The 21665-nt window shown below is 71.6% G+C and carries 24 protein-coding genes; 15 read left to right on the top strand and 9 right to left on the bottom strand.

All coding sequences use genetic code 11. The features are described 5' to 3' along the window. Positions 1 to 51: 51 nt before the first annotated feature. The 9 genes from NLX94_RS01020 (at position 52) to NLX94_RS01060 (ending at position 8765) form a co-directional block, all read left to right on the top strand. Entirely contained in the window at positions 52 to 357 is a 306-nt protein-coding gene (locus tag NLX94_RS01020; RefSeq protein WP_250738231.1) for an urease subunit gamma, read from the top strand. A gap of 3 nt (positions 358 to 360) precedes the next feature. Then, complete coding sequence (locus NLX94_RS01025; protein ID WP_254380600.1) at positions 361 to 1230, top strand: sirohydrochlorin chelatase; 870 nt, start codon at positions 361 to 363, stop codon at positions 1228 to 1230. Positions 1231 to 1253: 23 nt separating this feature from the next. Continuing rightward, entirely contained in the window at positions 1254 to 1775 is a 522-nt protein-coding gene (locus NLX94_RS01030; RefSeq protein WP_254380601.1) for an urease subunit beta, read from the top strand. 2 nt (positions 1776 to 1777) lie between these two features. Next, positions 1778 to 3502 (top strand): urease subunit alpha, encoded by a 1725-nt coding sequence (ureC, locus tag NLX94_RS01035; protein ID WP_254380602.1) that lies wholly within the window; start codon positions 1778 to 1780, stop codon positions 3500 to 3502. Further along, positions 3499 to 4230 carry an urease accessory protein UreF gene (locus NLX94_RS01040; protein ID WP_254380603.1) on the top strand — a complete coding sequence of 244 codons (732 nt, stop codon included), beginning with the start codon at positions 3499 to 3501 and terminating at the stop codon, positions 4228 to 4230. Before ureC ends, NLX94_RS01040 begins: the two co-directional genes overlap by 4 nt. A 67-nt stretch (positions 4231 to 4297) precedes the next feature. Continuing rightward, positions 4298 to 4921, top strand: coding sequence for an urease accessory protein UreG (gene ureG, locus NLX94_RS01045; RefSeq protein WP_254380604.1), 624 nt, complete (start codon positions 4298 to 4300; stop codon positions 4919 to 4921). Further along, entirely contained in the window at positions 4918 to 5919 is a 1002-nt protein-coding gene (locus NLX94_RS01050; protein WP_254380605.1) for an urease accessory protein UreD, read from the top strand. The genes ureG and NLX94_RS01050 overlap by 4 nt, the downstream gene beginning before the upstream one ends. Before the next feature lie 48 nt (positions 5920 to 5967). Then, entirely contained in the window at positions 5968 to 7341 is a 1374-nt protein-coding gene (locus tag NLX94_RS01055) for an ammonium transporter (RefSeq protein WP_254380606.1), read from the top strand. Continuing rightward, positions 7338 to 8765 (top strand): ammonium transporter, encoded by a 1428-nt coding sequence (locus NLX94_RS01060; RefSeq protein WP_254380607.1) that lies wholly within the window; start codon positions 7338 to 7340, stop codon positions 8763 to 8765. The genes NLX94_RS01055 and NLX94_RS01060 overlap by 4 nt, the downstream gene beginning before the upstream one ends. Positions 8766 to 8810: 45 nt before the next feature. On the opposite strand, the gene NLX94_RS01065 is transcribed toward NLX94_RS01060, so the two are convergent. The 4 genes from NLX94_RS01065 to NLX94_RS01080 form a co-directional block, all read right to left on the bottom strand. Continuing rightward, complete coding sequence (locus NLX94_RS01065) at positions 8811 to 9425, bottom strand: RraA family protein (protein ID WP_254380608.1); 615 nt, start codon at positions 9423 to 9425, stop codon at positions 8811 to 8813. A gap of 5 nt (positions 9426 to 9430) precedes the next feature. Further along, complete coding sequence (locus tag NLX94_RS01070) at positions 9431 to 9688, bottom strand: heavy metal-associated domain-containing protein (protein WP_254380609.1); 258 nt, start codon at positions 9686 to 9688, stop codon at positions 9431 to 9433. After that, positions 9685 to 10734: a sulfite exporter TauE/SafE family protein gene (locus NLX94_RS01075; protein ID WP_254380610.1), complete on the bottom strand. Its 1050-nt coding sequence runs from the start codon at positions 10732 to 10734 to the stop codon at positions 9685 to 9687. Before NLX94_RS01075 ends, NLX94_RS01070 begins: the two co-directional genes overlap by 4 nt. Positions 10735 to 10826: 92 nt before the next feature. Next, complete coding sequence (locus tag NLX94_RS01080) at positions 10827 to 11285, bottom strand: hypothetical protein (protein WP_254380611.1); 459 nt, start codon at positions 11283 to 11285, stop codon at positions 10827 to 10829. Between the two features lie 115 nt (positions 11286 to 11400). Here NLX94_RS01080 and NLX94_RS01085 point away from each other — a divergent pair, with 115 nt between their 5' ends. Then, complete coding sequence (locus NLX94_RS01085; RefSeq protein ID WP_254380612.1) at positions 11401 to 11868, top strand: hypothetical protein; 468 nt, start codon at positions 11401 to 11403, stop codon at positions 11866 to 11868. Here the strand turns inward: NLX94_RS01085 and NLX94_RS01090 are convergent. From NLX94_RS01090 to katG, 3 genes are all read right to left on the bottom strand, one after another. Continuing rightward, the gene (locus NLX94_RS01090) at positions 11856 to 13820 is read right to left on the bottom strand and encodes a TrkA family potassium uptake protein (RefSeq protein WP_254381198.1); all 1965 of its coding nucleotides are present in this window, start codon (positions 13818 to 13820) and stop codon (positions 11856 to 11858) included. The genes NLX94_RS01085 and NLX94_RS01090 overlap by 13 nt on opposite strands. Before the next feature lie 67 nt (positions 13821 to 13887). Beyond that, positions 13888 to 14238, bottom strand: coding sequence for a hypothetical protein (locus NLX94_RS01095; RefSeq protein WP_254380613.1), 351 nt, complete (start codon positions 14236 to 14238; stop codon positions 13888 to 13890). A 140-nt stretch (positions 14239 to 14378) separates the two neighbouring features. Beyond that, positions 14379 to 16589, bottom strand: coding sequence for a catalase/peroxidase HPI (gene katG / locus NLX94_RS01100; protein ID WP_254380614.1), 2211 nt, complete (start codon positions 16587 to 16589; stop codon positions 14379 to 14381). A 331-nt stretch (positions 16590 to 16920) separates the two neighbouring features. Between katG and NLX94_RS01105 the strand changes: the two genes are divergently transcribed. Then, positions 16921 to 17331, top strand: coding sequence for a Fur family transcriptional regulator (locus NLX94_RS01105; protein WP_254380615.1), 411 nt, complete (start codon positions 16921 to 16923; stop codon positions 17329 to 17331). Positions 17332 to 17481: 150 nt separating this feature from the next. Here NLX94_RS01105 and NLX94_RS01110 read toward each other — a convergent pair whose 3' ends face one another. Further along, positions 17482 to 17937, bottom strand: a complete 456-nt coding sequence (locus tag NLX94_RS01110) for a helix-turn-helix domain-containing protein (protein WP_254380616.1) — start codon at positions 17935 to 17937, stop codon at positions 17482 to 17484. Positions 17938 to 18031: 94 nt separating this feature from the next. Here NLX94_RS01110 and NLX94_RS01115 point away from each other — a divergent pair, with 94 nt between their 5' ends. Both NLX94_RS01115 and NLX94_RS01120 read left to right on the top strand, forming a co-directional pair. Further along, entirely contained in the window at positions 18032 to 18364 is a 333-nt protein-coding gene (locus tag NLX94_RS01115; protein ID WP_254380617.1) for a rhodanese-like domain-containing protein, read from the top strand. A gap of 35 nt (positions 18365 to 18399) precedes the next feature. After that, positions 18400 to 18978, top strand: a complete 579-nt coding sequence (locus NLX94_RS01120; protein WP_254380618.1) for a YceI family protein — start codon at positions 18400 to 18402, stop codon at positions 18976 to 18978. A 66-nt stretch (positions 18979 to 19044) separates the two neighbouring features. Here NLX94_RS01120 and NLX94_RS01125 read toward each other — a convergent pair whose 3' ends face one another. Beyond that, on the bottom strand, positions 19045 to 19653 hold the full coding sequence (locus NLX94_RS01125; RefSeq protein ID WP_254380619.1) for a TetR/AcrR family transcriptional regulator: 609 nt from the start codon (positions 19651 to 19653) through the stop codon (positions 19045 to 19047). A gap of 324 nt (positions 19654 to 19977) precedes the next feature. On the opposite strand from NLX94_RS01125, the gene NLX94_RS01130 reads away from it, so the two are divergent. Next, entirely contained in the window at positions 19978 to 21162 is a 1185-nt protein-coding gene (locus NLX94_RS01130; RefSeq protein WP_254380620.1) for an aminotransferase class I/II-fold pyridoxal phosphate-dependent enzyme, read from the top strand. Next, positions 21152 to 21664 (top strand): DUF6190 family protein, encoded by a 513-nt coding sequence (locus NLX94_RS01135; protein WP_254380621.1) that lies wholly within the window; start codon positions 21152 to 21154, stop codon positions 21662 to 21664. The genes NLX94_RS01130 and NLX94_RS01135 overlap by 11 nt, the downstream gene beginning before the upstream one ends. Position 21665: the final 1 nt, after the last annotated feature.

A 21665-nucleotide genomic window follows, 5' to 3' on the forward strand; every position in this document is an offset into this window, starting at 1 on the left:
CCACAGCAGAACCACTTCTGAACCACCGTGAGAGCCGAAAGTGAGTGACCCGTGAATCTCGCTCCCCGTGAGATGGACAAGCTCTGGATCTACGTCGTGGCCGACCTGGCCCGCAAGAGGCGGGACCGGGGCGTCAAGCTCAACTACAGCGAAGCCTGCGCCCTGATCAGCGAGGGCATCCTCGAAGGCGCCCGCGACGGCAGGACCGTCGCCGAGTGCATGGAGCTCGGCAAGCAGATGGTCTCCGCCGCCGACGTCATGAAGGGCGTACGGGAGATGCTTCCGCTGCTCCAGGTCGAGGCCGCCTTCGTGGACGGCACCAAGCTCGTCTCCTGCCACGACCCCGTCGGCGCCTGAGCGGTGGCGGCCATCGCACCCGAACGGCCGGGCCGGGCAACGGAATCCGCCGCCTCCGTCGTCCTGGCCGGCGGCCACGAGGGCGGCGGCTCCGCAGGTGCCGTGCACCCCGGCCGGCCGCTGGCCGAAGCCGTGCGCGCCGCGCTCGGGGCCTCGCCCGAGCCGGTGTGCGTGGTGCCGATGACGCTGGGGCGCGACCCCGGGCTGATCGCCGACTGCGCCCGCGCCCTGCGCTGGCTGGGCCGGGAGGAGGGGGCCGGCCGGCTCGTGCTGGCGCCCCCCTTCGCCACCGTGGACCACCTGACCGCGTGGCTCCGTACGGCCGCCCTCAAGGCGGTGCGGGAGGCGCCCGACACCTCCGCCGTTCTGGTCACGGCCCCCGCGGCGGGTCCCTTCGAGGACGCCGATCTGTTCCGGGTGGCCCGGCTGGTCCGCCAGTACGGACACCACCGCTGGGTCGAGGTCGCCTTCGACGGCGGTGACCCGGACCTGGCGGAGGGCGCGGAGCGCTGCCGCCTGCTCGGCGCCGGCCACGTCTCCCTGGTCCGGGCCGCGTTCGCCCCGCCGGACGTGCTCCCGGACGGGGTCCTGGACACCGGTCCGCTGCTGTCCGGGGCGGCGATCGCGCAGGTCGTACGGGCCCGCACGCGGGAAGCCCTGCACCGGCTGGCCCACGGCCGGGACGGCGTGGCCGAGGGCCTGGACGCCGAGCACGGGCACGGGTACGCGCACTCCCACGGCCCGGGCGGCGACCACGGCCACCACGACCACGACCACACCCACCCGCACGTGCACGCCCATGAGCACGCGCAGGGTCACGACCACGAGCACGAGCAGGGTCACGGCCACCCGCACGGCCGTTCCCCCCACTGATCCGAAGGAAGGGAAGTACCACCATGTCAGGTGGCGCCACATACCTTTACGGCGAAGGCCCCGTAGAGATCAACGCCGGCCGCCGCAAGGCCAGGGTCACCGTCTCCAACACCGGTGACCGCGCCGTACAGGTCGGCTCGCACTACCACTTCTTCGAGGTCAACCGAGCCCTCGACTTCGACCGCAACGCCGCCTACGGCATGCACCTCGACCTCCCCGCCGGCACCGGCGTCCGCTTCGAGCCGGGCGACACCCGCGAGGTCGAGCTCACCGCGTACAGCGGCCACGGCCGGCTGATCGGCTTCAGCTCCCTCGTCAACGGCGGTCTGGGCTCCACGGACACCCGCGTCCGCGCGATGAACCGGGCCGTCGAGCTCGGATTCCTGGGCGCCCGGGCGGAGTCGGCGCAGCAGGCCGCGGCGGCGCAGGCGGCAACGCAGGCCGCGCCGGCCACGGCGAAGCCGGCCGCGAAGCCCGCGGCCAAGGCACCCGCCAAGTCCGCGGCCGCGAAGAAGTCCAAGACCTCCAAGAAGGGCGACAAGTAGAGATGGCTGTCCTGAGCCGCAAGCAGTACACCGACCTGTTCGGGCCGACCGTCGGCGACCGCTTCCACCTGGCGGACACCAATCTGGTCATCGAGGTCGAGAAGGACCACAACGAGGGCCACTACGGCGACGAGGCCGTCTACGGCGGCGGCAAGGGCATCCGCGACGGCATGGCTCAGGACCCGCAGGCCACGAACCTGCAGGGGGCCCTCGACCTGGTCATCACGAACGTGGTGGTCATGGACGCCGTGCTGGGCGTGGTCAAGGGCGACCTCGGCGTCAAGGACGGTTTCATCGCGGGTCTCGGCAAGGCCGGCAACCCGCACACCCAGTCGGGGGTGCACCCCAAGCTGGTCATCGGGCCCGGCACCGAGGTCATCTCGGGCGAGCACATGATCGCCACGGCCGGCGGCATCGACAGCCACATCCACTTCATCGCCCCGCAGCAGGCCGAGCACGGCCTGTCCAACGGCATCACGACCCTCATCGGCGGCGGCACCGGCCCCTCCGACGGCACCAACGGCACCACCTGCACCCCGGGGCCGTGGAACATCGGCCGCATGTACCAGGCCTCCGAGGACCTGCCGGTCAACGTCGGCCTGCTGGGCAAGGGCAACGGCTCGCTGCCGGAGGCGCTGATCGAGCAGGTCGAGGCGGGCGTCTGCGGTCTGAAGGTGCACGAGGACTGGGGCACCACTCCGGCCGCGCTGAGCCGGGCCCTCGACGTGGCCGACGCCTACGACGTACAGGTCGCGGTGCACACCGACACCCTGAACGAGTCCGGCTTCTTCGAGGACACCCGCTCCGCCATCGACGGGCGCACCATCCACACCTTCCACACCGAGGGTGCGGGCGGCGGCCACGCCCCCGACATCATGCGGGTGGCCGGCGAGCCCAACGTCCTGCCGTCCTCGACCAATCCGACGCTGCCGTACACGGTGAACTCGGTCGATGAGCTCCTCGACATGGTGATGGTCTGCCACCACCTGTCGCACGACATCCCCGAGGACGTCTCCTTCGCGGACTCGCGCGTGCGCGCCGAGACGATCGCCGCCGAGACCGTGCTGCACGACGAGGGGGTCATCTCGATCTTCTCCTCCGACTCCCAGGCCATGGGCCGCATCGGCGAGTCCTGGACCCGCGCCTTCCAGACCGCGCACCACTGCAAGGACCAGCGCGGCAAGCTCGACGGCGACACCGAGCGCAACGACAACTTCCGCGCCCTGCGCTACCTCGCCAAGATCACGATCAACCCGGCGATCGCCACGGGCACCGCCGAGCACATCGGCTCCCTGGAGACGGGCAAGCTCGCCGACATCGTGCTGTGGCCGATCGGCTCCTTCGCCGCCAAGCCGAAGATGGTCATCAAGGGCGGCCTGATCAACTGGGCGCTGATGGGCGACCCGAACGCCTCGCTGCCGACCCCTCAACCGGTCTACTACCGGCCCATGTTCGGCGCCTACGGCAAGGCCAGGCAGGCCACCCGGGTCTCCTTCATGTCGCAGGCCGCGATCGACCTCGGCGTTCCGGAGAAGCTGGGCCTGGACAGCAGGGTCCTGCCGGTCAGGCACTGCCGCACCGTCGGCAAGCAGCACATGGTCCGCAACGACGCCCTCCCGGTCATCACCGTCGATCCGGAGACCTACAAGGTCACCCTCGACGGGGTGCCGGCCACGATCGAGCCGGCCCGCGAACTGCCCCTGAACCACCTGTTCTACCTGGCATGAGTACGGCCGCGAACCCAGCGCCGGTGAGCCCCGCGGCCGCGACTCCGCTACAGGCCCTGCTGGTCAGCCTCCAGCTCACCGACTCGGCCTTCCCCAGCGGCTTCTACACCCTCTCCCACGGCCTGGAGGGCTACGCCCAGGCCAAGGCCGTGACCCCGGAGGGCGTACCGGCCCTGCTGGCCGACCTGCTGCGGCACGCGGTGGGGCCCTCCGACGCCACCGCGCTCGCGCTGGCCCACCGGGCCGCGCTGGCCGGTGACTGGGAGGCCCTGGCCGAGACCGACCAGCGGCTGAACGCGACCAAGCTGAACGAGGGGCTGCGCCGCGCCGCCACCCGAACCGGCCGCCAGCTGCTGGACATCGCCCGCGAGTGCGTCGGCGGGGAGCCCCTCGACCGGTACGCGGAGCTCGTCGCCGCCAAGCGGGCGCCGGGCTCGCAGGCCGTGGCCGCCGGGGTCGCGTACGCGGCCGCCGGAGTGCCGGCCGAACAGGCCGTCGTGAGCGACCTGTTCGCCTACTCCGCCAGCTTCACCGGGGCCGCGCTGCGGCTGCGGCTCACCGACCACCGCAGGGCGCAGGTGATCCTGCGCGGGATCGCCCCCGTCATCGAGGAGGTGGCGGAGGCGGCCCTGCGCCGCGAACTCGCCGATCTCGGCGGATGCGTTCCGATGGCGGATGTGATGTCGGGACGTCATGAACGTGCCGAGGCAAGGCTGTTCGCCACCTGATATCCCCCCTCCCCCTCCCCCTTTTTCTCTTTTTCCAGCTGTCCCTTTGGAAGGTGTGTGACTGTTGATGAACGAGGACAACGTCCTGCGCGTCGGCGTCGGCGGCCCCGTCGGCTCCGGCAAGACGGCTCTGATCGAGGCCCTGGTGCCGGTGCTCATCGCGCGGGGGCACCGGCCCGCCGTGATCACGAACGACATCTACACGCAGGAGGACGCCCGCCAGGTCCGCCGCACCCTCGCCGGGGTGCTCGACCCCGAGCGCGTCGTGGGCGTGGAGACGGGTGCGTGCCCGCACACCGCGGTGCGCGACGACCCGACGATGAACCTGGCCGCGGGCGCGGAGATGCTGGAGCGGTTCCCCGATGTCGACACCCTGCTCTACGAGTCGGGCGGCGACAACCTCACCCTGACCTTCAGCCCGGTCCTGGTCGACCTCTTCCTCTTCGTCCTGGACACCGCCGAGGGCGAGAAGATGCCCCGCAAGCGCGGCCCGGGCATCACCGAGTCCGACATGCTCGTGATCAACAAGATCGACATCGCCCAGTACGTCCGCTGCGACATCGGCGTCATGGAGTCCGACGCCCACCGCGTGCGCGAGGGGCGCCCCGTGGTCCTCACCAACTGCCTGACCGGGCAGGGCCTGGAGGACGTGGCCGACTTCCTCGCGTCCTTCCGCAGGGTGCCGGCGTGAGCCTGGTGACGGACCCGCCCCGCACCCTCCTGCCGCCCGTCCTCCCGCCGCCCGCACGCCTGGAGCCCGCGCACTACGAACCGCCGCGCGTCCCCCTGGAGGTCCTGCGCCACGCCTCGGTGCCCGACACCCTCGGTGTCGGGCGTCCCGGCAAGGTCGGCCTGCTGGAGCTGGGCTTCGAGCAGGTCGGCGGGCGCACCGAGCTGGTGCGGCACTACCAGAAGTCCCCGCTCCAGATCATGCGGCCGCTCTACTTCGACCCGTACCGCCCCGACCTGCCCATCACCTTCCTGATGTCCACGGGCGGCGGGGTCATCCAGGCCGACCGGCTGCGCACCGACCTGTCCTTCGGGCCCGGCACCTCGGCGCACGTCACCACCCAGGCGGCCACCAAGGTCTACCGGATGGAGCACGACTACGCCGTCGCGCAGACCTTCCTGACCGCCGGCCCGGACGCGTACGTCGAGTACCTGCCGGACCCGGTCATCCCGTACGTCGACGCCCGCTTCTACCAGCGCACCGTCGTCACCGCCGATCCCACGGCCACCGTGCTGGTGAGCGAGACCGTCGTGTCCGGCCGGCTCGCCCGCGGAGAGCGCAACGCCTACCAGGTCTTCGCCTCGGACTTCGAACTGCGCCGACCGACAGGCGAGTTGGTGGCACTGGACACCGTGCGGCTGGAGCCGGGCGGGGCCGGGGATCCCCGTGGCGGCCGCTCCGTCGACGGACCCGCCGTGCTGGCGGGCCATCCGGTGATGGCCTGCTTCTTCGCGGTCAGCCCGCTCGCCCCCGCCCGGGAGCTCGCCGATCTGCTGCACGCGACCCTGGCCGGCCACGGGCTCCCGTACGGGGTCAGCGCGCTGCCGCAGGACTGCGGGGCCTGGGCGCGGGTGCTCGGGGAGCACACCGAGGCCGTGACCCGGGCGCTCGGGTCCGTCTGGGACGCGGTGCGGCGCAGGCTGACCGGCGTACCCGCCCCGGACCTGCGCAAGACCTGAACTCCGCATCCCCTCAAGCCCGTTCACGACCAGAGAGAGCTCCACCACATGCCCAGTGGCTACGATACGGGTAATACCGCCTGGATGATGGCGAGCACCGCCATGGTGCTGCTGATGACCCCCGGCCTCGCCTTCTTCTACGGGGGCATGGTCAAGACCAAGCACGTGCTGGTGATGCTCAAGATGAGCTTCGCCTGCCTGTCGCTGGTGACCATCCTGTGGGTCGCGGTCGGTTACTCCCTCGCCTTCGGCAAGGACGCCGGCGGCGGCCTGATCGGCAACCTCGACCACGCCTTCTTCCGGGGCATCGGGATGGAGTCCCTCCACGGCTCCATCCCGACCGTGATCTTCGCCTGCTTCCAGATGTCCTTCGCGATCATCACGGTGGCGCTGATCAGCGGCTCGATCGCGGGCCGCGCCACCATGAAGGGGTGGCTGGTCTTCGTCGTCGCCTGGACCATGCTGGTCTACGTGCCCACCGCGCACTGGGTGTTCGCCCCCGACGGGTGGATCAACGAGTCCCTGGGCGCGCTCGACTACGCCGGCGGCCTGCCCGTCGAGCTCAGCTCCGGGGCCTCGGGGCTCGCGGTGGCCATCGTGCTGCGCAAGCGCAAGGACTTCGAGCGGGAGACCATCCGCCCGCACAACCTGCCCCTGGTCATCATCGGCCTGGCACTGCTGTGGTTCGGCTGGTTCGGTTTCAACGCGGGCTCCGCGCTCCAGGTCGAGGGCAGCGCGCCGACCACCTTCTTCAACACCCAACTGGCCGCCGCGGGCGCGATGATCGGCTGGCCGATCATCGAGAAGTGGCGCCTGGGCCACGTGGAGATGCTCGGTGTGGCCTCGGCGGCGGTCGCCGGCATGGTGGCCATCACCCCCGCCTGCGGCGAGGTCTCCCCGCTCGGCGCGCTGATCATCGGCTTCATCGCCGGCGTGGTCTGCTGCTTCGCCATCAACATGAAGTTCAAGATCGGCGTCGACGACACCCTCGACGTGGTCGGCGTGCACGGCTGGGGCGGCATCGTCGGCGTCCTCTCCATCGGCTTCTTCGCGACGGCGGCGATGAGCGGCAAGAAGGGCCTCTTCTACGGGGGCGGCCTCGACCTGCTCTGGCGTCAGGCGGTCGCCGTCCTGGCCGTCGGCTCCTTCGCCTTCGCCATGACCTGGCTCATCGCCAAGGCGATCGACAAGGCCGTCGGCTTCCGCGCTTCGGAGGAGTACGAGAACGTACCCGGCCGGGAGGAGGAGGTCGCCTACGACAACGCGACCCTGGACGAGATCCGCGACCGCATCGGCGGAGCCGCGACCGCCCCCCGCGAGACCGCCGGGGCGGGCGCCTCGAAGGACGACGCGGAACAGCAGGACGCCGCCCTGCTCGCCGAGATCGTTTCCGTACTGGACCGACGAGAGCGTGACAAGTGACCGCGCACACGATTGCCGCAACCGTATCGACGGTCTCCGCCGCACCCGCCGTCGCCGACTCCGGCAACGCGTCCTGGCTGATGATGGCCACAGCCCTGGTGCTGCTGATGGCTCCCGGAGTGGCCTTCTTCTACGGCGGCATGGTCCGCACCGGCCAGATCGTCGCCATGCTGAAGATGATCTTCTTCTGCATGGTGATCGTCACCGTGCTCTGGTTCGCGATCGGCTACTCCCTGGCCTTCGGCCCCGATGCGGGCGGCCTCGGGGTCATCGGCACGCTCGACCACGCCTTCCTGCGCGGGATCGACGCCCGGTCGCTGACCGGCTCCGTGCCCACGGTCACCTTCGTGGTCTTCCACCTGTCCTTCGCCGTCGTCACCGTGGCCCTGATCGCGGGCTCGATCGCGGGCCGCGCGAAGATGGGCGGCTGGATCGCCTTCGTCATCGCGTGGACCCTGCTGGTCTACATCCCCATGGCCCACTGGGTGTTCGACCCGGAAGGCTGGGTCGCCAAGCAGCTCGGCGCTGTGGACTTCTCCGGCGGCACCGTCGTGGAGATCGGATCGGGGGCCGCCGGCCTCGCCCTCGCCATCGTCGCGGGCAAGCGGGCGGACTTCGACCGCCAGGGCATCCGGCCGCACAACCTGCCGCTCGTGGTCATCGGGCTGTCGCTCATGTGGTTCGGCTGGTTCGGCTTCAACACCGGTTCCTCCCTGGAGACCCCGGGCGGCGCGGCGATGGCCTTCCTCAACAGCCAGCTCGCGGCGGGCGCGGCGATGGCCGGCTGGGCGGTGACCAGTTGGTGGCGCACCCGGCAGGTCGGCCTGCTCGACATGTGCATGGGCGCGGTCACGGGACTGGTCGCCATGACCCCGCTGGCGGGCGGGGTGAGCCCGGTCTGGGCCACCGTCATCGGCTTCCTCGCCGGGCTGACCTGCGCGTTCGCGATCAGCTGGAAGTACCGGCTGGGCGTGGACGACACCCTGGACGTCGTCGGCATCCACGGCTGGGGCGGGATCGTCGGCATGGTCATGGCCGGCCTCTGCGCGACCGGGACCCTCACGGGCCACAAGGGCCTGTTCTACGGGGGCTCCTGGGACCTGCTGAGCAAGCAGCTCACCGCCACGGTGGTGCTCGGGCTGTTCTCGTTCGTGATGACCGCACTGATCGGCAAGGCCATCGAGGCCACCATCGGACTGCGCCAGCCCGGCGGCATGGTGGAGAAGGAGCAGGCCTACGCCGACGCCCTCTCCGACAACCTGGAGCAGCTGTCCACCGACGACGCCCGCACCGAGGGGGCCGGCGAGGAGCCGGAGAGCGCCTCCGCCCTGGTCGCCCGGCTGCGCGAGGTCCTGCTGACCGCCCCGAGGACCGGCGGCGACCGGCAGGACGGCGGCGAGCAGCGGGGCGACGACCGCGGCTGAGGGGGCCTGGTACCGGGCCCGCGCGGGGCCCGGTACGAGGTGCGGTCAGCCGGTGAAGCCGAGGCCGCTCAGCGCCTGCTCGATGCGCGCGCGGTGCTGCTCCTCCCAGGCGTCCAGGGACTCCCCGGCCTCCTTGGCCAGCTTGTCCCGGGCGGCCGCCAGGATCTCGTCCTGCCGGGCGGCCGGGGTGACCACGATGCCCTCCTCGTCGGCGACCACGAGGTCACCGGGGTGCACGTGCACCCCGCCGACCCGGACGGCTCCGCCGAGCGAGCCGAGCTTCTTCTTGGCCCCCGGAACGGGAACGACCCCGCGGGCGAAGACGGGGAAGCCCGCTTCCCGCACCTCCGCGAGGTCGCGCAGCAGCCCGTCGAGCACGAAGGCGGCGATTCCCCGGCGCTGGGCGACGGCGCACACGTTGCCGCCGGCGAGCGCGTAGTCCAGGTCTCCCGATTCCACGACGATCACCGAGCCGGGCTCGGCACGGTAGATGGCCGCGTGCAGCATCAGGTTGTCCCCGGGCTCGCACCGCACCGTGTACGCGGGGCCCGCCACGCGCGGCGCGTCCCACAGCGGTCGGATACCGATGTCCATGACCTGCTCGCGGCCCAGGAGGTCGGCGAGGGTGGTCGGCGGGACGTCCTTGAAACCGTTGTCCATGTCTGTCAGTCCTTGCTTTCGGTGCCGGCAAGATCGTAGGCCACCGGCTGTCGCACGAGTTCCGCCGGATATCCCGCGGCGGCGATCGCCGCGATCACATCGGCCGGGGGTACGGGCCGGTCCGTCTCGACCACGGTGCGGCCCGCGCGGACGCTCGTCGCGCTGGAGAGGACTCCCGCCAGCTCCTCCACCTCGTCGTCGATCAGCAGCCCGCAGCTGCCGCAGTGCATGCCGGTCACGGTGAACTCCATGCGCTCCTTCACGAGGCGCCCTCCTGCGTCGTGGTCTGGTTCTCGAAGGTGATCCGGCCGCCGTACATGCCCATGCCGCAGCTGTAGTCGAGCGTCCCCGGCTGCCGGGCGCCCAGGTCGATGCCGGTGGTCCCGGTCGTGGGGAGGATCTTCTGGATGCCGAGATCGGGGATGACGAAGGCGCGGACGCAGCCGCCCGTCCCCCGCGTGGCGACGACCAGGGTGGTGGGGACGCCGGCCTTCGCCGTGACGGCGGCCGGGGCGTAGGCGTTCGTACGGGCCCGGATGGTCACGGTCTGCGTGCCGTCCGGGTTGAGCACCACCGTGTCGGCCGCCACCTCGGCGGCCACCGCCTCCGGGGCTCCGGTGGGCCACCAGCCGCCGAGCCTCAGCCCGCTGCCGAGGGTCCACACGGCGACGAGCAGCACCACGGCGGCGGTCGCCAGGGTCAGCCGCCCCTGCCACAGCCGGGCGGCGGAGCGCAGGAAGAAGCCGAGGACCGCGAAGAGCGGGCCGGTCCCGAGGACGAAGCCGGCCATGACGGCCGCTCCCGCGAGCGGGCCGCCGGAGGTGACGGCGAGCAGCTCGACGCTCAGGGTCACCCCGCAGGGGATCAGTACGGTCAGGAAGCCGAGGACGGCCGGGGTGGTGACGGCCGTGGACCGGGCCGAGCGGCGGACCCGCCGGCCCCAGGAGGCGGGCGTGCGCGGCACGAAGCGGCGTACCCCGCGCACTCCGAACATGTCGAGGGCGAAGAGGACCATCAAGGCGCCCGCGCACAGCATCAGCACGGCCCGGGTGCGCGGACCCGGCTGGACGGCGGCTCCGATCAGGCCGAGGGCGGCGCCGAGGAGGGTGTGGGAGAGGAGCTTGGCGCCGAGGAAGGCCCCGACGGGGGCGAAGAGGCCGCTGCGCCGCCACCTCTCCTCGGACCACTCGGTGGACCGGCGGCCGACGGCCCCGGCGAGCAGGCCTCCCTGGACGGCGGCGCAGGAGGCGCCGCCGGCGAGCAGACCGGTCGAGAGACCGGTGACGAACAACGCGGTGGATGAAGCCATGGGGAAGGGACTCCCTGTACGTCGCGGTGGATCAGGACACGGCGAAGCACCCCGGCCGCCCGGCGTGCGGGCGGGTACGGGTGCGGGACCGGTCAGGTCCGGCTGACGCAGAGGGAGTCGAGATCGGGGGTTCTGGGGCGGGAGCGTTCCGGGGGCGGCGCGGGCCCCGTCCGGCCGTGGGCCGCGGGCCGCGTCCCGCCGAGGGCGCAGCCGGGGAGATCTCCCGCCGGACCGGCCTGCACGGTCGGCGCGTACGCCGACGCCAGCGGGCAGTCCTGCGCGGAGTCCGAGCAGCCTCCGTCACTCCCCGCGCCCGCGCTGCCGCTCCGCCGGCCGCCGTCCATCGCCGGCATCGCGGCCATGGCAGACGGCCCGGCCCCGGCGGGCATCCCGGCCTCGGCGGGCATCCCGGCCATCGCGTCCATCCGCATGCCCGCCGCGTCCCCCGCGGACGCGGGATGCGTGAACAGCCCGCCGCAGACGAGCAGCAGCACCGCCACGACACCCGCGGCCAGGGCCGAGGCTCGGCGGAGGGCGCGGACGGGCTGCATGTCCGTGATGCTACGACAGCCCTCCGACCGCCTCCCGAACCGGGGCGGGACCGGGAGGGCGGGAACGGAACAGGCCGGGCCTGTCCGGCAGCCGCCGCGCCGATACGGTGGGGCCATGGAGAAGACCCGCACCGCCCCGGCCGTGGACGCGCCCCGCCACGGCGCCTGGTTGCGCGCCGGAATCAGCCGGAACGGCGGCCCGCTCCAGGAGACCGAGCACATCGTGTGGCTCCAGAGCGGCACCCTCTACGCCGACAGCCGCGGGTTCGCCGGAACCACCTCGTACGACGGTGCGCTGGTCACCTTCCACCACGACGTCGGCTCCCCGGGCCACGACGTCGGGGCGCTGCGCCCGGACGGCGACGGACTGATCGAGACGGGCACCAACCTCGACGGCAGCACCTTCCTGGAGGTCTGGTCCCCGCTGCCGCACGCCGAGGGTCCCTCGGGCTGCTGGACCGCCGCGGGCACGCAGACGGTGCGGGTCGGCGCCCACGTGGTGCACGTCGACGCCGCCGGGCACGGCACGCACCACGTCCTCCCGCCCGCCGGCGGCATCCCGCGGACGGCTCAGCCGGGCTGACCCGCTCCGGTGTCCGCGGCCCCGGCCGTACGCGCCTGCCCGCGGCCGAGCAGTTCCGCCAGGCCGCGCCGGGTGGCGGCCATGACCACGCGGTCCTCCGGGCGCAGGACGTGGCCGGGGCGCAGGTCCCACACCAGGGCGGGCCGCCGGGCCGTGTCGTAGCCCGGTTCGGTGGCGAGTCCGGGGCGGCGGTCCGCCGGGGCCGCGGTGTCCAGGGCGACGACCCGCCAGGCGCCGGGCCGGAACGATTCCGCGATGGTGCGGCCCTCCAGCTGGGGATGGCCCGCCACCTCCAGCACCGCGAACACCAGCACCCTGCGCTCCACCGGGATCGCGCCGAGCACCTGGCGACCCATCATGGCCCCGGCGAACGCGGGCGCGGCGAGATGGGAGACGCTGCGGCTCCGGGTGAGGGCGCCCGGGTGGGCCTCGCGCAGGGTGCGGTAGACGGCGGTGGCGAACTCGTTGTCGTAGAGCCGCATCACCACCCGTACGCCGGGTTTCACCGAGCGGGCGTAGAGCGCGGCCTCCAGGTTGGTGGTGTCCGAGCTGGTCACCGCCAGCAGGGCGTGCGCCCGGTGGATCCGGGCGGCCTCCAGGACCCCTTCGTCGGTGACGTCGCCGAGCACGACGGGTACGTGCAGGCGGCGTGCGAGGGCGATCCCGCGGGCCGTGGGATCGGACTCCACGCACACCACGGGGATCCCCAGCTCCCGCAGCCGCGCGAGCACCCGGGCGCCGACCTTGCCGAGTCCGAGCAGCACGACGTGGCCGGAGAGCCCGCGCGGCGGCCTGCGCAGGGCGGTGGCGGTGCGGAAGGCGCCCAGTGCTTCGAGGGCCGCGGCGACCAGGACGGGCAGCAGGAGCAGCCCGGTGAAGCCGGCCAGGATCTGCAGGAGCTGGCGCTCCGTGGGCTGGTCGAGCGCGGGGTCGTTGATCGCGAAAACGTCGAGCAGGGTCAGGTAGACGGCGTGCAGCGGGGTGTCCCCGGTGACCAGGGAGGAGGCCACGGCGAGGGCGCCGACGGCGGCCGTGATCCCGGCCATCGACCAGCGGAGCCGGCGGGAGAAGAGCGAACCCACGGGCAGGGAGACCTGGTTCAGGCGCCGCCCTTCCGGTGCGGCCGCGGAGTGGGAGACGGCTTCCAGCGCGACGATCCCCCGGCCGGTCGCGGCCGCCACGGACCGGTCGTCCGGGAGGAGTTGCGGTCCGCGGTCCCCGCCGAGCTCCGATCCGTCGGCGCCGGCCGGGTCCACGGCGGTGGCGGAGAGCAGGGCCAGGGTGCACAGGCCCGGGTCGGCCACCTCGCCGGGGCCGGGCGGCGTGCGTTCCACCGCGCGCAGGAGCAGTCCGTCGGCCTGGATCACCTTGCTGGTGCCGGCGACGGCGGAGGCGACGAGTGCGGGGGCGGCCGTATCGGCGTCGGAGAGCACGGTCGTGGCGGAGTCCAACCCCCGCCGGTCGAGCCCGGGCTCCGCGAGGAGCGCAGCCTGGTCGAGCAACTCCTCCAGGTGCTGGCCGAGTTTGCGGTTGTAGAGGCGGATGACGAGCCGCAGCCTGGGGTTCAGCCGCCGCGCCACGAGGGCGGCCCGTACGTTCGTCTCGTCGTCCTCGTGGACGAGCGCCAGCGCGGCCGCCCCGGCCACCCCGGCGGCGGCCAGGGCCTCCTCGTCGGGGGCGGGAGCCTCCAGCACCCGCATGTCCGGTACGAGCGCCTCCCCCGCGGCGCCGGCCCGCCCTCCGGCGACCGCCGTACGGATCCGCGCGGCCGGGAACCGCCCCAGCAGCGCCCGCCCGGCCCCGGCCCGGGTACGCGTCCGGCCCGTTCCGGGCCCGGCTCCGGGGCGCGCCTCGCGGGCGGCGGGTACGACCAGCGTCACCCGCTCCTCGTACACGTCGCGGAGCTCCGCGGCCAGCCGGTGGGCCAGCCCGTCGTCCCCGCAGACGACCATCAGGTCGGCGGAATCGGGCTGTTGGGGATGCACGGAAGGAGAGGACACCTCCCCAGCATGCCGTGCGTCAGTGGATCACGCTGAAGCTGCGCCAGGGCAGGGCCTCGGGGGCCGTGACGTTGGAGAGGGTCGTGCCCACGTAGGTGCCGTCGACCTTGTCGATCTTGCGGCAGTCCTCCGTCCGGTACAGGACCACGTCCACGAGGGTGTTGTTCTCCACGTGGGTCGCCCCCTTCGGCAGGCCGATCTTCTGGCAGCCCTTGACGGAGGTGTTGATGTAGCTCACCTCGACCGGCGAGTCGTGGCCGCGGAACTCGAGCATTCCGACGGTGCTCCGGCCCAGGCCCGAGCAGGCGGTGGCCGTCAGCAGCAGCGCTGCCGTTCCCGCGATGATGCTGATACGCCTGCTGTGGGACATGGCGCGGTCCTCGTCTGTGCGGTGATGGCGGTCCTGTGCACAGACTGCCCCGGCCCGCCGCCCGCGGCCCCCGCTGCTCCGCCGTCCGGGTGAACGCGGCTCCGCGGCCCCGGCGGGTGCCGGGGCCGCGGACGCCGGGATCAGACCAGGTCGAACCGGTCCAGGTTCATGACCTTGTCCCAGGCGGCGACGAAGTCCTTGACGAACTTCTCCTTCGCGTCGTCGCTCGCGTAGACCTCCGCGAGGGCCCGCAGCTCGGAGTTCGAGCCGAAGACCAGGTCGGCCCGGCTGCCGGTCCACCGGACCTTGCCCGAGTCGTCGCGGCCCTCGAAGGCGTGGGCGTCCTCGGAGGTCGCCTTCCACGTCGTGCCCAGGTCGAGCAGGTTGACGAAGAAGTCGTTGGTCAGGGTGCCGGGGCGGTCGGTGAGGACACCGGCCGTCGACTGCTGGTGGTTCGCCCCGAGCACGCGCAGGCCGCCGACGAGGACGGTCATCTCGGGGGCGCTGAGGTTCAGCAGGTTGGCCTTGTCGAGCAGCAGGTACTCGGCCGGCAGGCGGTTGCCCTTGCCCACGTAGTTGCGGAACCCGTCGGAGGACGGCTCCAGCGCGGCGAAGGCCTCGACGTCCGTCTGCTCCTCCGTGGCGTCGACGCGGCCCGGGGTGAACGGCACCGCGACCCGGACACCGCCGTCCGCGGCGGCCTTCTCCACGGCCGCGGAGCCCGCGAGCACGACGAGGTCGGCCAGCGAGACCTGCTTGGCCCCGGAGTTGAAGGAGCTCTGGATGCCCTCGAGCGTGCGGAGCACCTGCGCGAGGTCGTCCGGGTTGTTGACCTCCCAGTTGCGCTGCGGCTCCAGGCGGATGCGGCCGCCGTTGGCGCCGCCGCGCTTGTCGCTGCCGCGGAAGGACGAGGCCGCCGCCCAGGCGGCCGAGACCAGCTGGGAGACGGTGAGGCCCGAGCCGAGGATCTGCTCCTTGAGGGAGGCGATGTCCGCGGCGCCGACCGGCTCGCCGGAACGCGCCGGGAGCGGGTCCTGCCACAGCAGGGTCTCGGACGGGACCTCGGGGCCGAGGTAGCGGACGACCGGGCCCATGTCACGGTGCGTCAGCTTGTACCAGGCGCGGGCGAAGGCGTCCGCGAACTGGTCCGGGTTCTCGTAGAAGCGCCGGGAGATCGGCTCGTAGACCGGGTCGAAGCGCAGCGACAGGTCGGTGGTGAGCATGGTCGGGAGGTGCTTCCTCGAGGCGTCGTACGCGTCGGGGATGATCGCCTCGGCGTTCTTCGCCACCCACTGGTTCGCGCCGGCCGGGCTCTGGGTGAGCTCGTACTCGTACTCGAAGAGGTTCCTGAAGAACTCGTTGCCCCACCGGGTCGGGGTGCTGGTCCAGGTGACCTCGAGACCGCTGGTGATCGCGTCTGTGCCCTTGCCGCTGCGGTAGGTGCTCGCCCAGCCCAGGCCCTGGGCCTCGAGCGGGGCGGCCTCGGGGTCGTCGCCGACGCTCTCGGCCGGGCCCGCGCCGTGGGTCTTGCCGAAGGTGTGGCCGCCCGCGATGAGGGCGACGGTCTCCTCGTCGTTCATCGCCATCCGGCGGAAGGTCTCGCGGATGTCGCGGGCGGCGGCGATCGGGTCCGGGTTGCCGTTGGGGCCCTCGGGGTTGACGTAGATGAGGCCCATCTGGACCGCGCCGAGGGGGTTCTCCAGCTCGCGGTCGCCGGTGTAGCGCTCGTCGTCGAGCCAGTTGGTCTCGGGACCCCAGTACACGTCCTCGTCGGCCTCCCAGACGTCCGGGCGGCCGCCGCCGAAGCCGAAGGTCTCGAAGCCCATCGACTCCAGGGCGACATTGCCCGTGAGGATCATGAGGTCGGCCCAGGAGAGGCTCTGGCCGTACTTCTTCTTGACCGGCCACAGCAGGCGGCGGGCCTTGTCGAGGTTGCCGTTGTCCGGCCAGCTGTTGAGGGGGGCGAACCGCTGCTGGCCGGCTCCGGCGCCGCCGCGGCCGTCGCTGATGCGGTAGGTGCCCGCGCTGTGCCAGGCCATGCGGATCATGAGCGGGCCGTAGTGGCCGAAGTCGGCGGGCCACCACTCCTGCGAGCTGGTCAGCACCTCCGCGATGTCCCGCTTGACCGCCGGGAGGTCGAGCGTGTTGAACGCGGCGGCGTAGTCGAACCCCTCGCCGAGGGGGTTGGCCACGGCGGGGTTCTTGGCGAGGATCTTCAGGTTCAGCCGGTCCGGCCACCACTGGCGGTTTCCGCCGCCCTGGGTGGGGTGCGGGGCCCGCTCGTGCGCGACCGGGCAGCCGCCGCCCTCGCTCTTCGCGTCCGTGACGATTGCATCGTGGTTCTCAGACATGGGAATCCTTCCGGACCGGACCAGGCGGTCACGGTGATCAGGAACTGCATGCGGTGGAACATTTCGGGGCACGGGGTCCGGTTCGCGGGCCCCGCTTTCACGGGTCGTCCTGACGTCCGGGGCGGTCACCGTCCCGGACGGTCTCAAATCCAGTCTCGCGCCGCTCTGGACCGTTCCTGTCCCTTGGCTGCAGACCCGACCGATCCTACGATGGACGGAATCCAAGTCAAGAACGACACCAAGCCCGAACCAAGCCCACATCTTGTCGGATCCCGGATGTCCGCGGGTGACTTCCGGGACACCCGCCGACCCCGGAAAACGGTGAGCGGATATGAGTGACCTGCTGGAGCGGCTGCGCGAGCGCGGCTGGCGAATGACCTCGCAGCGGCGCGTGGTCGCGGAGGTGCTCGACGGTGACCACGTGCACCTCACGGCCGACGAGGTGCACGCCCGCGCGGTGGAGCGGCTGCCCGAGATCTCCCGGGCCACCGTCTACAACGCCCTGGGCGAGCTGGTCTCCCTCGGCGAGGTCATGGAGGTCACCACGGACGGCCGGGCCAAACGGTACGACCCCAACGCGCACCACCCGCACCAGCACCTGGTGTGCTCCGGCTGCGGCCTGATCCGCGACGTCCACCCCACGGGCGACCCGCTGGCCGGCCTTCCGGCCGAGGAGCGGTTCGGATTCACGGTGTCCGGGGTCGAGGTCACCTACCGGGGGCTCTGCGCTTCCTGCACGTGAGACGGGCAGGGCCCGCCGCACGGAGCGGCGGGCCCTGCTCGAAATACGCCCGTACGGGATTCCGTGCGCGGTGCGCGACGTGGACGCGGCCCGACTCCGACATCCGGCCCGACTCCGGCATCCAGCCCGACTCCGGCCTCCGGCCGGACGTCAGCCCAGCTGGATGCCGGAGTCGGGCTGGGCGACCTTCAACAGCGCCCGGGCGATCACCGCGGCGTCCTCCTCCGTGAGGTGCGCGGAGAAGTGCTTCTGGATGCTGCGCATGTAGACGGGAGCGGTCGCCCGGTGGGCCTCGGACCCGGCCGGGGTGATGACGGCCCAGGAGGCCCGCTTGTCGTGCGGGTCGGGCAGCTTGTCCACGAGGCCGGCGCGCACCATCTCGTCGATCAGACGGCTGACCCGGGTACGGCTGAGGACCACCCGGTTGGCCACTTCCTGCATGCGCAGCCCCTGTTTCCCGGCCGCCTTGAGTTCGAGCAGTACGTCGTACCACGTCAAGGGGATCCGGCCGTCGCGCTGCACGTCGCTCTCGATGGCGCGTACGGCGGTGTTGTGCGCGAGGAGCATCGCCCGCCACGCCTCAAGTCGATCATCCTGTCCGGTCACACCGCGATCCTACTCCTATTGCGTGCGCCCGCACATAGTTGTTAAGGTGCGTGCGTACGCACTTATTGATCCGTGATTTTCGGAGGCTGGCTACATGGCGGTTCAGAACCTCTCCCGCGACGAGGTCAAGCAGAAGCTCGACGGCGGCAAGACCGCGGTCGTGGAGGCCCTTCCGGAGCAGTACTACAAGGAGGCGCACCTCCCGGGGGCGCTGCTCCTCCCCCTCGACGACGTCGACGCGCTGGCCCCCGGCCTGCTGCCCGACAAGGACGCCGAGGTCATCGTCTACTGCACCGGTACGACCTGCTCCAACTCCGGGATCGCGGCCGAGCGCCTGGCCGAGCTCGGCTACTCGAAGGTCTTCACCTACAAGGACGGCAAGGAGGACTGGATCGGGGGCGGCCTCCCGACCGAGTCCGGCGTCTGAGCGCCGCATCCACACACGAGCAGGAGGAACGGACGATGACCAGTAGCGCAACATCCCCGACCCGCATCCTGGACGGGGTGGAACTCCCGGCCGTGGGCGACTGGAAGGTCGACCCGGGCCACGCCGAGGTCGGCTTCCTCGGCCGGCACTTCATGCTCACGAAGGTGCGCGGCCGGTTCACCGGCGTCGACGCCACCGTCTACATCGGCGAGCGGCCCGAGGACAGCAAGGTCACCGCGGTGATCGACATGGCCAGCGTCAGCAGCGGGGACACGGCCCGGGACGACCACCTGCGGTCCGCCGAGTTCTTCGACGTGACCGAGCACCCCCGGGCCACGTTCACCTCGACGTCGGTGAGCTGGAACGGTACGAGCGGCACGCTCGTGGGCGATCTCACGATCAAGGAGTTCACCCGTCGCGTCGAGCTCGACGTCGACTACCTGGGCCACGCCAAGGACCCGTGGGGCAACGACCGCACGGTCTTCTCGGCCCACGGCAAGATCAACCGCGAGGACTGGGGCCTGACCTGGAACATGGCCCTGGAAACCGGCGGGTTCCTGGTCTCCAAGGAGATCGAGCTCTCGCTGGAGATCGAGGCGGTCAGGGAGGTCTGACGCCCCGCGCGCCGACCTGCCGGTCCCGGTGCGGCCCCCGGCCGTACCGGGATCACCCCTGCCCGCTCAGGCGGCCAGGACCCGCCGCACCATCTCGCCGAGTGCCCCCCGGATCCGTACGGAGGTGAACTCGCTGCTGCGCAGCGCCTGCTGGAGGTCCGCGTCGACCATGGCGAGCAGCAGGTGCGAGGTGCCCTGGGCGTCCAGCTCCGGCCGCGCCTCGGCCAGCAGGACGGACAGGTGGTGCTGCCACAGGCAGTAGGAGCCGATCTGGTACCGGACCCCGGGCGCGGTGGTCTCCGAGAGCCGGACCAGCTCCAGGTTCGTGTCGAGCAGATCGAGATAGGTGTCGAAGAAGGCGGCGATCCGCATGCCCGCATCACCTCCGGGCCCCAGGGGCGGCGGCCCGTGCAGCATCCTGTCCTGCAGCTCGCTCTCCTGCGCGTCGAGCAGGGCGACGGCCAGCCCGGACTTGCTGCCGAACCGGCGGTACAGGGTTCCCTTGCCGACGCCCGCGCGCGCCGCGATCGCGTCGAGCGAGACGTTGTCGACGCCCAGTTCCCTGAACAGTTCCGCCGCGACCACCAGGATGCGGCTGCGGTTGCGCGCGGCATCCGCCCGCTCGCGAACCGGCCGCCGGATGAGTTCGGCCACTTCAGGTGACCCCGCGCTCATGCTCTGCCTTCGTTCGTGACCTCGTAGGTGTGAGTGTTCGTGAGTGTACCCAGCACGGACACGTGCCGTACCGGAGCGGGCCGCAATGGCATCTAACCCCTCCCCCGATCTTCGCCGTTCGTTTTCTTGCTCCCGGGAAACCGATGTGCCAGGGTCCTTCCAACCGGACCGTAGTCCGCTTACGGGGGACACACCATGGCACAAGTCGAGGGCCACCGCACCTCCTCGGCCTCCGGTTCCTCGGGGTCACAGGTCTCCGCGACCGTGACGCACCCGCACTGCGCCTGATCCCCCGTGGCACGCCCGTTCCTGATCGGAGGAAGCATGACCACGCACCCCAGCCCGACCAGCCCGGACCACCAGCTCCTCGACCTGACCCAGCACGAGATCCAGGCGCTGCGCACCAGGTTCAACCTCGCCGACGCCCACACCCACCAGCAGCAGTCGGACAGCCAGCGCGAGATCGTCGCCCGGCTCCCCGAGCTCTGGTACGAGGCGGAGCGCGGCCTGCAGGCCACGGCCGAGGAGCGGTTCATCGAGGCCTTCTTCACCCTGCACCGCCAGGACACCGCCCTGGCCAAGAACAAGACCCTGCTGTCGTACGCCGCCTCGATCTCGACGATGGTCGCCGGCATGTACCTCAAGCAGCAGCGCAAGTCGGTCACGCTGGTCGAGCCCTGTTTCGACAACCTCTACGACGTCCTGAACAACATGGGCGTACCGATGTACCCGATCGAGGAGTCGGCGCTCCACGACCCGGACCGGATCTACTCCGAGCTCAAGCGCCTGGTCCGCACCGACGCCCTGTTCCTCGTCGACCCGAACAACCCCACCGGCTTCACCCTGCTCCAGCACGGCCGCAGGGGCTTCGAGGAGGTGGTCCGCTTCTGCAAGGACCACAACAAGCTGCTGGTCATCGACTTCTGCTTCGCCTCGTTCACCCTCTACGACGAGAAGCTCGCCCGCTTCGACATCTACGAGCTCCTCGAAAGCTCCGGCATCTCGTACCTGGCCATCGAGGACACGGGCAAGACCTGGCCCGTTCAGGACGCCAAGGCGGCCATGATCACGGCCAGCGACGACATCCGCGAGGACGTCTACAACCTGCACACCAGCGTGCTGCTCAACGTCTCCCCCTTCGTGCTCAACATGCTGACCCAGTACGTCCAGGACTCCACCCGTGACCAGCTCGGCTCGGTCCGCGAGGTCCTCACCCAGAACCGCGAGGCGATACGCAAGGCGATCGACGGCACGATCCTGGAGTACCAGGAGCCCGTCGCCGGAGTGAGCGTCGCCTGGGCGCGCATCAACCACCCGGAGCTGACCGCGACCGAACTGCAGCGGCTGCTGGCGGAGGCCGAGGTGTACGTCCTGCCCGGCCGGTTCTTCTACTGGAGCCAGCCCGACCGGGGCGAGGCCTTCGTCCGCTTCGCCCTCGCGCGCGACCCGCAGGTGTTCTCCGACGCCATGGCCCGGACGCGAGAGGTGCTCGACCGCCATGCCGTCTGACACGACCGTCCCCGACGAGTACGCCGACGCCGCGCTCTTCCTCGGCATGAACAGCGAGGACGAGGGCGTACGCCGCGCCTGCAAGGCCTTCTTCGTGGACCGGCTCGACGGCCGGATCGTCATGAGCCTGGAGCAGGTGGGCCGCTGCGACGACATCATCTGGGGGTTCTCCCGCGAACTCCAGGACGCCTACTACCCGTTCATGGACAACCTGCACACCGTCATGGACATCCGCCGGCTCGGCTACGAGGAGGCGGACGTCCTGCACGCCACCGGCACGGAGCTGCCCCGGTCCCTGCCGGTGCACGAGCGGCTGCTCCTCGGCATGGTCCGGGACCGCAAGGGGCTGCTGCACACGGCCAGCCCGCGCCTGGCGGCCACCACCGGGTTCGCGGTGCGCGCCGTGACCGGGGCCGACGGGCCGGAGGCCCGCTTCCCCGAGCCACTGGAAGACCTCTACCAGCAGTCCCTCGCCCTGCGCGTGCCGGCCGAAGCCCTGTGAC

It is taken from the genome of Streptomyces sp. TBY4, assembly GCF_024213195.1.
In the GTDB taxonomy this organism is placed as follows: Bacteria; Actinomycetota; Actinomycetes; order Streptomycetales; family Streptomycetaceae; genus Streptomyces.